Origin of the sequence: Acinetobacter sp. LCT-H3, from assembly GCF_001866125.1 — a bacterium.
In the GTDB taxonomy this organism is placed as follows: Bacteria; Pseudomonadota; Gammaproteobacteria; order Pseudomonadales; family Moraxellaceae; genus Acinetobacter; species Acinetobacter schindleri.
The window spans coordinates 25,989-34,713 of the sequence record NZ_MODX01000026.1; the positions used below are offsets into that span (position 1 = coordinate 25,989).

At 42.2% G+C, this 8,725-nt stretch carries 6 protein-coding genes; 1 reads left to right on the forward strand and 5 read right to left on the reverse strand.

The features are described from left to right. Positions 1 to 35: 35 nt before the first annotated feature. The 5 genes from dnaE to BK820_RS12430 form a co-directional block, all read right to left on the reverse strand. The gene (gene dnaE, locus BK820_RS12410; RefSeq protein WP_071321090.1) at positions 36 to 3,608 is read right to left on the reverse strand and encodes a DNA polymerase III subunit alpha; all 3,573 of its coding nucleotides are present in this window, start codon (positions 3,606 to 3,608) and stop codon (positions 36 to 38) included. A gap of 649 nt (positions 3,609 to 4,257) precedes the next feature. Beyond that, positions 4,258 to 4,953, reverse strand: a complete 696-nt coding sequence (locus BK820_RS12415; RefSeq protein ID WP_071321091.1) for a methionine ABC transporter permease — start codon at positions 4,951 to 4,953, stop codon at positions 4,258 to 4,260. After that, positions 4,950 to 5,975, reverse strand: a complete 1,026-nt coding sequence (locus tag BK820_RS12420) for a methionine ABC transporter ATP-binding protein (RefSeq protein WP_004894361.1) — start codon at positions 5,973 to 5,975, stop codon at positions 4,950 to 4,952. Before BK820_RS12420 ends, BK820_RS12415 begins: the two co-directional genes overlap by 4 nt. Positions 5,976 to 6,051: 76 nt before the next feature. Then, the gene (locus BK820_RS12425) at positions 6,052 to 6,927 is read right to left on the reverse strand and encodes a MetQ/NlpA family ABC transporter substrate-binding protein (protein WP_004812617.1); all 876 of its coding nucleotides are present in this window, start codon (positions 6,925 to 6,927) and stop codon (positions 6,052 to 6,054) included. Between the two features lie 589 nt (positions 6,928 to 7,516). Next, positions 7,517 to 8,071 carry a GNAT family N-acetyltransferase gene (locus BK820_RS12430; protein ID WP_071321092.1) on the reverse strand — a complete coding sequence of 185 codons (555 nt, stop codon included), beginning with the start codon at positions 8,069 to 8,071 and terminating at the stop codon, positions 7,517 to 7,519. A 52-nt stretch (positions 8,072 to 8,123) separates the two neighbouring features. Between BK820_RS12430 and BK820_RS12435 the strand changes: the two genes are divergently transcribed. Further along, positions 8,124 to 8,725: hypothetical protein (locus BK820_RS12435; protein ID WP_071321093.1), on the forward strand; the 602-nt coding region annotated here is incomplete at its 3' end.

Genomic DNA, 8,725 nt, shown 5'->3' on the forward strand with positions numbered 1-8,725 from the left:
GATGATTCCAATATAAATATTTTAAAGGTCAGAATTTATGAATATTGCGGCTGAGACTCGGCTTCATATTGCGCCAGGGCATCATCCATACTCATATCTGCAGGGGGAGGCGGCACTTCAACCGGCTTGGCCTCTTCATAAGATACCGCACGGGCAGCTTTAGATTTAACCTGATATTCAATATGCAAGGCAGCTTTACCAAAGTAGTCCCGTAATTTGACCAGCAGCTCATCCAGCGGAGCAACTTTCCAGTTCAGGCCCAGATGCAGCTCAGTCGTTGCATAGTCATAATCCAGATAAAGAATGACTGGAATATGCGTACTCATATCCACATTGGTATATGGCATGAGAATCTGTTGCAGATCACGGCTGAGGGTTTTACTGTAATGTTCCGCTTGCAGGGTAATCTTGATGCTATTGGCTCGTTTCTGGCGGATTTCGTTCAGGCTAAAGGCTTTAGTCAGACGACCCATTGGACGGTCAAAACCTTCGCGCTCATAAATTTCGCCTTCAATTACCACCACTTGATCCACCTGAACGATGTCTTTAAAGCGGTTAAAACGTTCATGATTGGTGGATACTTCAATCCGTGCCGTACCATCATCCAGCGTCACCATCATCCGGTTCGGGAAGTTGGCTACATCCACTACCAGACCTGCAAATACCGTCGTCACACCACGGCGGGTTGGGGTCAGTTCATTGATCTGACACGGTACAAAAGCTTTCAGTTCATTACGGTAAACATCAATCGGGTGACCAGTCAGATATAGACCAAGCGTATCTTTTTCGCCTTTGAGGCGGACTTCATCGGACCACGGTTTGACTGGCTTAGATGGTTTGCGTTGAACTTCTTCAACTTCACCAAACAGGTCCATAATACCAGTTTCACGGTTCTGGCGAGCCTGATCTGCAGCCTGTACCGCTTCAGGGAGTTGTGCCATCAGGTCAGCACGCTCGATGCCCAAGCAATCCAAAGCACCGGCACGAATCAAGGCTTCCAAAGTCCGTTTATTTATTTTTTTCAGGTCAATACGGTGGCAAAAATCAAACAGGTCTTTATAGGGACCTTCTTTCTGACGGGATTCAATCACCGACTGCATAGCCGCTTCACCAACGCCTTTAATCGCTCCTAGGCCATAGACAATGGTTTTTTCATCAGTAGCATGGAACTGGTAGATCGACATATTGACGGATGGTGGTAACACTTCCAGATTGTTCTTGCGGCAGTCATCAATCAGGAATACCACGTTATCGGTATTCTGCATTTCCGAAGACATCACCGCTGCCAGGAACTCAGCCGGATAATGGGCTTTCAGCCACGCCGTCTGGTAAGCAACAAGAGCATAAGCTGCCGCATGCGATTTGTTAAAACCATAGCCGGCAAATTTTTCCATATAGTCGAAGATATGGTTAGCTGTGGCTTCATCAATATCTTTTTTCGCAGCACCTTCAATGAAGATTTTACGCTGCTTGACCATTTCCTCAGGCTTTTTCTTACCCATGGCACGACGCAGCAAGTCCGCGCCACCGAGGGTATAGCCGGCACAGAACTGTGCAGCCTGCATTACCTGTTCCTGATAGACCATAATCCCGTAAGTTGGCTCTAATACGCCTTCAAGCAGGGGATGCAGATATTCAAACTCACCGCCGTGCATACGATGGATAAAGTCAGGAATCAGGTCCATTGGACCCGGACGGTACAATGATACGAAAGCGATAATCTCTTCAAATTTGCTTGGGCGAGCTTCTTTCAGCATCTTTTTCATGCCCACGGATTCAAACTGGAACACTGCCGTGGTATTGGCTTCGGCAAAGACCAGATAAGCATCTTTATCATCTAGCGGGATATAAGCAATATCCAGCGGTTTATCGCTCTGAATTCGTTTATTGATATTCTTAACCGCATCTTCAATTACGGTCAGGTTACGCAAACCCAGGAAGTCGAACTTCACCAGGCCGGCTGCTTCAACATCGTCCTTATCGAATTGGGCAACACGCGCAGTACCATCAGCATCACACATCACAGCTGAGTAGTCTGTCAGCTTGGTTGGTGCAATTACTACACCACCGGCATGTTTACCGGTATTCCGGGTAATACCTTCAAGCTTGAGCGCCATTTCCCAGATTTCAGAAGCATCGTCATAATCCGGATTGGAGGGATTGGTAACGACGTCTTTCAGTTGTGGCTCGGCTTCCAGAGACTCTTCCAGGCTTAAACCCAAAGGTTTGGTGGGAATCAGTTTGGAAATGCGATCAGCCAGACCATAGGATTTACCGAGGACACGTGCCACGTCACGAATTGCCCCTTTGGCCGCCATGGTACCGAAGGTCGCAATCTGGGAAACTGCTTCTCGGCCATAAGTACGCGCTACATAATCAATTACGCGGTCACGACCAGCGATACAGAAATCGACGTCAAAGTCAGGCATCGAAACACGTTCCGGGTTTAAGAAACGTTCGAATAGCAGGTCATAACGCAGTGGATCAAGGTCAGTAATTTTTAAACTGTAGGCTACAAGAGAACCGGCACCTGAACCACGGCCCGGACCTACCGGCACACCATTCCTTTTGGACCACTGAATGAAGTCCATTACGATCAGGAAGTAACCCGGGAAGCCCATGTCCAGAATAATCTTGATTTCAAAGGCCAGACGTTCATCATAAGGTTGACGGATTTCCGGCCAGTCCTCACCACGTTGTTCAGGGGGATACAGAAAGTCTAGGCGTTCTTCCAGACCGACTTCACATAAATGGGTAAAATAACTGCCTATGGTATGACCTTCCGGAATCGGATAGTCTGGTAGGTCATTAAAGCCTAAACGCAAGGTGACATTGCAGCGTCTTGCGATATGAAACGTATTTTCAATCGCGGTTGGAATATCCGAGAAAAGCTCTGACATTTCTGCTGAACTTTTAAAATACTGTTCAGGACTATAGGTTTTAGGACGGCGATTATCACCAAGTACATAACCATCGGCGATACAGACACGTGCTTCGTGTGCTTCAAAGTCTTCACGTGCAAGAAAGTGCACGTCATTATGTGCGACTACACCGATATTATATTTTTTGGCGAGTTTGACCGCCTCTTCAATGAAAAGGTCTTCATTAGGACGACTGGTACGAGTAAGCGCTAAATATACGCGATTACCAAATTTCTCTACCCATTCTTGTAGTAAAGGTTCAGCCTTATCGGGATTTGAAGTAATCAGCATTTTGCCGACATCAGATTGCATACCCAGCAATACGATCATGTCATCGTGCTGCTTTAAAATCCAATCTTTTTGTACACAAGGAATATCCAGTTGTTGGCCGCTAATAAAACCTTCAGAGACCAGTTCGGTCAGGTTGCGCCAGCCTTTATTGGTCATGGAAAGCAGGGTGACACGATGTTCGGCATCATTCAGGCGAATTTCAGAACCGAGAATTGGCTTGATGCCTTTATCTAGGCATTTTTTATAGAATTTGACCGCAGCATGGAGATTAGATAAATCGGTTAGCGCGAGTGCTGGCATCTCGTCATTAGCAGCAGCTTTGACCAGGTCCGGTATCCGTACGATGGATTCAGTAATTGAAAATTCTGTATGAATACCAAGATGAACAAAGTGCATAAATGAGTCCCTGCAAAAACCACTCGATAGTTTAGCACGGGATTTATTGTTTCAGTTTGAAATTGAGGGGAAATGCTGAACTTTTAGATCTTAATTTAAAGTAGGCTTTGGAGTGATTATTCTACTTAAACAAGGATAATTTTCCTGGAATTGAATCTATAGCCCAGCGACATGGATGTCGCCAGTTGATCTGTGGCACAAGGAAGTGCCATCAGAGCAACAAAGGGGTTTTGTTACTTTTGCCCAGTCAAAAGTAAGGGGAAGCTTTTAACGGTAAGGTTTGTTATCCTAAGATTAAAAGCAAAATAATATTTAGTAATAATTTTAATAGACAGCTCATGAATTCAGAAGAATTAGAATTTCAAAAATAAATGATTTCTATAATTCATGAGCGAGTACACTAAATCTCTTACTTTACTTTTGAAAGATGAGCAGCACTGCTGCGCAAGGTAACAAAAATCTTCTGTTAGCTTGATGATATATCCCTATATCACAAGCCAACGGGCGACATCCATGTCGCCATTTCTAATAGCTAATAAAGTGTGATTTTTTTTAAATGAAAATTTCTAATAATGATATGCGCTTTATGAACTTTAGTATGAAAAATAAAACCCTCAGAAAGAGGGCTTTATTTACTCAGAGAATTAACTTAACGAAGCCGTGATAACCAGTCACCAAGACTTTGTACAATTTGTACCAGGATCAATAAAACAATCACGGTCATGATCACCACTGAGGTATCAAAACGCTGGTAACCATAAGAGATTGCAAGATCACCAATACCACCAGCGCCGACAGCACCTGCCATTGCCGTAGCTCCAATCAGACTGATGGTGGCAGTCGTAAGATTCAGAATCAGCGAACTACGCGCTTCCGGCAGAATAAACTTGAAAATAATTTGCATTGGTGTTGCACCCATGGCTTGGGCAGATTCGATAATGCCTTCATTTACTTCAAGCAGAGAGGTTTCCACCAAGCGGCCGATATAAGGCCCCACATAAATGGTCAAAGGCACAATCGCTGCCCAAGTACCAATTGATGTTCCAACCAGAAATTTAGTCAGTGGAATAACAGCAATCAGCAAGATAATAAATGGCAGGGAACGCAGTGCATTTACAATCGGATTTAGACCATGATAAATCACACGGTTTGGCAAAATTCCATTTGGACGAGTAACTAATAGAGTAATCGCCTGAATAAAACCCCAGATACAACCAAACAGCATCGCGAAGAACACCATATGGAAAGTTTCTTGCAGTGCAGTCACGAACTGGTCCATCGACAGCGAGCTTTTCCAGAAAGGCGCAGTGATCGTAGTAAGCCACTGTACAATTAAGTCTCTCATTCCTGTACTCCTGCCTGATCTACCTGTACGCCGTTATCTCGGAGATATTGTATTGCAGCTGTAATTTGCGCGGGATCACCGAGAAGCTGGATAAACATCTGTCCAATCACCGAACCATTAATTTCAGTCATATTGGCAAACAGGATATTCAAACTGATATCAAACTGTTTGATAACGCCCTGAATCACAGTTTCCTGCGCTGAGCTACCCAGGAACTTTAAACAATAAATACTGTGATGATTCTGATTTTCCAGATTCGTCAGAATATTTACGGGCAGGTTTTGCTGGAGCACCGTCTGGATAAAGTTTTTCGTGGTCGGATGCTGAGGCTGACTGAAAATCTGTAAGGTAGAGCCAGTTTCAATCACGTCACCTTTTTCCATCACGGCAACATAATCACACACAGTTTCAATTACATCCATTTCATGGGTGACCATCACAATCGTAATGCCTTGTTCTTCGTTAATTTTTTTAAGTAGCTGTAGAACAGATTTGGTGGTTTGTGGATCAAGTGCAGAAGTCGCTTCATCACAGAGTAAAATTTTTGGATGATTGGCAAGGGCACGGGCAATACCGACACGCTGCTTTTGACCGCCAGACAATTCATCTGGAAACGCATGGCGTTTATGTTTCAGGTCAATAAAGTCTAATAATTCTTCGAGGCGCTTTTCCCGTTCTGCCTTGCTCCAGCCGAGGAGTTTCATTGGCATTTCGATATTGGCCGCCACAGTTTTAGTTTGCATTAAATTGAAATGCTGAAAAATCATGCCGATGCTGGCACGTTCTTGACGCAATGCTTTGGCATCGAGTGCGGTAAAGTCTGTTCCGTTAATGATAATCCGGCCTGAGCTTGGGCGCTCAAGCAGGTTGATCAGACGGATGAGGGTGCTTTTACCGGCACCACTATAACCGATGATGCCAAAAATACTGCCGGTTGGAATCTGAAGATTAATCTGATTCAAGGCATGCAAGGTTTGACCCTTAAGCTCATACTGTTTTGAAATATCTTTAAATTCAATCATAGTGTCAAAAACTGCATCACGGATAAAAAAACAGGCAAGAAATCGTCCTTGCCTGTTCTAAAAGTCTATTATAGTACTATTTTGATTCAGTTAAATACGTCACAGGTTTGTTTACCGCAACCTTTGTACCGCCAAAGTGTTCATCAACATAGGCTTTCACAGCAGGAGTATGATACAACTGGCCAACTTTTTGAAGTACAGGATCATTTTGACGATCGGCTGCAACGGCTAAAACGTTCACGTTCATTTTAGTGCTTTGATCGATGGCCTCATAGTAGATCGCATCTTTCAATACGTTCAGACCACCTTCCATTGCCAGGGTATTACCTAAAACAATCGCATCGACTTCGTCTTTCACACGTACCGCTGTTGCCATTTGAATCGGCTTGATCACGATCTGTTTCGCATTTTCAGTGATGTCAGCAGGCGTACCTTTAACCAGATCAAAGTTTGGTTTAAGTTTTACCAGACCCGCAGATTGCAATAATAACAGTGCACGTGATTCATTTGCGCCGTCATTTGGAATGGCAATCGTAGCGCCAGTTTTAAAGTTTTCTACTTTTTTTACTTTGCTTGAGTAAATCCCCATTGGCTCAAGATAAGTCGTAGAAAGTGGAGCAATCTTTTGTGTATTAGCGTCGTTATAAGCCACCATATAGGCATAAGACTGGAATGCGTTAACATCAATTTCTTTATTGGCAACAGCAGTGTTCATCGACACATAGTCAGTGAAGTTTTTTACATCCAGCTTAATGCCAGCTTGCTCAGTTTCAGGTAAAGTGGCAATGTAGCGCCAGATATCAGCATCTGAACCTGTAGAAGCCATAGTCACTGTTTGCAGTTCACCTGAATCTTTGTTTTGTGCTGCATCCGTTGCAGGGGCTTCTTGTTTTCCGCATGCAGTTAAAGTCAATACAGATGCACTGAGTAAAACGCCAAGTAGCTTTTTCATAAAGATGTCCTAATTCTCGTGTTGCCTAAAGTATATGCATTTTAAGGTCATGTGAAAGAGGAGTTTTATGATCTCTTCCTCAGACTTTAGATCAATATTGCATTTGACTCTGGCAGGGAAAATGCAAATGTACTGCAATAGTTCACGTTAGTTTGATCGGTTTAGAGTTCACCAAACGCTATATACTTTTTCTATTTGGAGAGAGTAAATAGAGGTTATTTAAAGATATAGTCGTAAATGATGCTCTGGATGGGCGCAATCATAGCAATTATTGTTTATTCAATATAGTGAATAAAAAGTGGTTGCTTATCTGATTAAATGAATAGTAGTTTTGAAAAAATATTAGTAATTACAATATATTACTTTTACTTTAAATGAATTGGATATTCATTTTGATGAAAAGAGGGTCTTTATAATATTTTTGCCGATATTAAGCATAAAAATGCATATAGATAAATATAAGAAAAATATCTGATTCTTGGGAAATTAAGAAAATTTTATCTTAACGACATAAATCTTTCCTTCATGCTCACTAGGCGATGCAGGATCTGATTTTGATTTTCTTAGTTCATGATACTGCAAGCATGTTTTAACAGAAGAGGATATGCAGATAATCCGAACGCTGTTTTTCATAGAGTACGTGTCTACACAAGATATGATCGGCAGGTACAAGCGGATGGTCAAACTCTCCTACTTTTTCTAAGCCAATTTTTTGCATGACACGTTTTGATGGCGTGTTGACGCATGCAGTAAAAGAAATGACTTTCTCTAGACGTAGGGTTCTAAAGGCATATTTCAGTACCGCTTTGGCCCCTTCAGTCGCATAGCCTTGATGCCAATATTGCGGTAACAAGCGCCAGCCAATTTCAGGGGCATCTGCCATTTCAAACTCAGGCGGATGCACGTGTAGCCCAATAAAACCAATAAATTCACCGGTAGCTTTGAGTTCTACAGCGAAAAGTCCCCAACCACGTTTTTCTATGTCAGTGCGGATGTGTTCTAGAAAGACCGTTGCTTCGGTTGCATCGAGTGTTTTCAGGAAGTAGCGCATGACCTCATCATTTGCGCACATTTGGATAAATGGGGCAGTGTCGGAATCTTGCCATTGGCGTAGGATGAGGCGAGGGGTTTGGATGTTTTTCATAGATGTAATATTATTTCCTTAATTTTTATCATAAAAATAAAATGAGGGTGTGATGTATATTTTTGAAATTATTACTCCTGGTATTTGGCTTGATTATGAGGATCGAGAGTGGAGTTGGGAGGTTGAAAGTCAGCTCCGCTCCTTAGAAGGACAATTTTTCGAAGCAAATTTAGCATTAAATCTTTTTCACTCAATTGATCGCCAAGAATCGACATCTAAAGATGATTGGCTTCGTGATAATAATAGAAGAAGTGAAATAAGGGAGCAAATTGAAGCTGAAATCCTTCAAGAAGGTAAGAATTATTGGGAGTATATGGATGAGATCAATTTAAAAACAGAAGTTATTTTTAAAAGAGAAAAATGGAGTCAAGGGCACATACCTAGAGAATTTAATCATAATTTAGCATTTTTGTATGCACGAGCATTTTTATATGCTTTGGATACTTTTGATAAATTTCTTAAAGTCCTTTCTAACTATGAACGTGTTCCAATCGAAGTGAAAAATGCATATCAGAAAATGTCGGAATATTTTCCTAATTTACGTGGTGTTAGAAACACAGTTCAACATTTAGAGGATAGATCAAGAAGATTGGGGGGAGGAAGAAATCCAAAGCCTTTGGATTTAAAGCCTGTTGATAATAGATCTCTTTCATA

Bases quoted from the DNA above. Each gene is read 5' to 3' on its own strand.
- dnaE (WP_071321090.1), bottom strand. From the start codon at position 3,608: ATGCACTTTGTTCATCTTGGTATTCATACAGAATTTTCAATTACTGAA.
- BK820_RS12415 (WP_071321091.1), bottom strand. From the start codon at position 4,953: ATGAGAGACTTAATTGTACAGTGGCTTACTACGATCACTGCGCCTTTC.
- BK820_RS12420 (WP_004894361.1), bottom strand. From the start codon at position 5,975: ATGATTGAATTTAAAGATATTTCAAAACAGTATGAGCTTAAGGGTCAA.
- BK820_RS12425 (WP_004812617.1), bottom strand. From the start codon at position 6,927: ATGAAAAAGCTACTTGGCGTTTTACTCAGTGCATCTGTATTGACTTTA.
- BK820_RS12430 (WP_071321092.1), bottom strand. From the start codon at position 8,071: ATGAAAAACATCCAAACCCCTCGCCTCATCCTACGCCAATGGCAAGAT.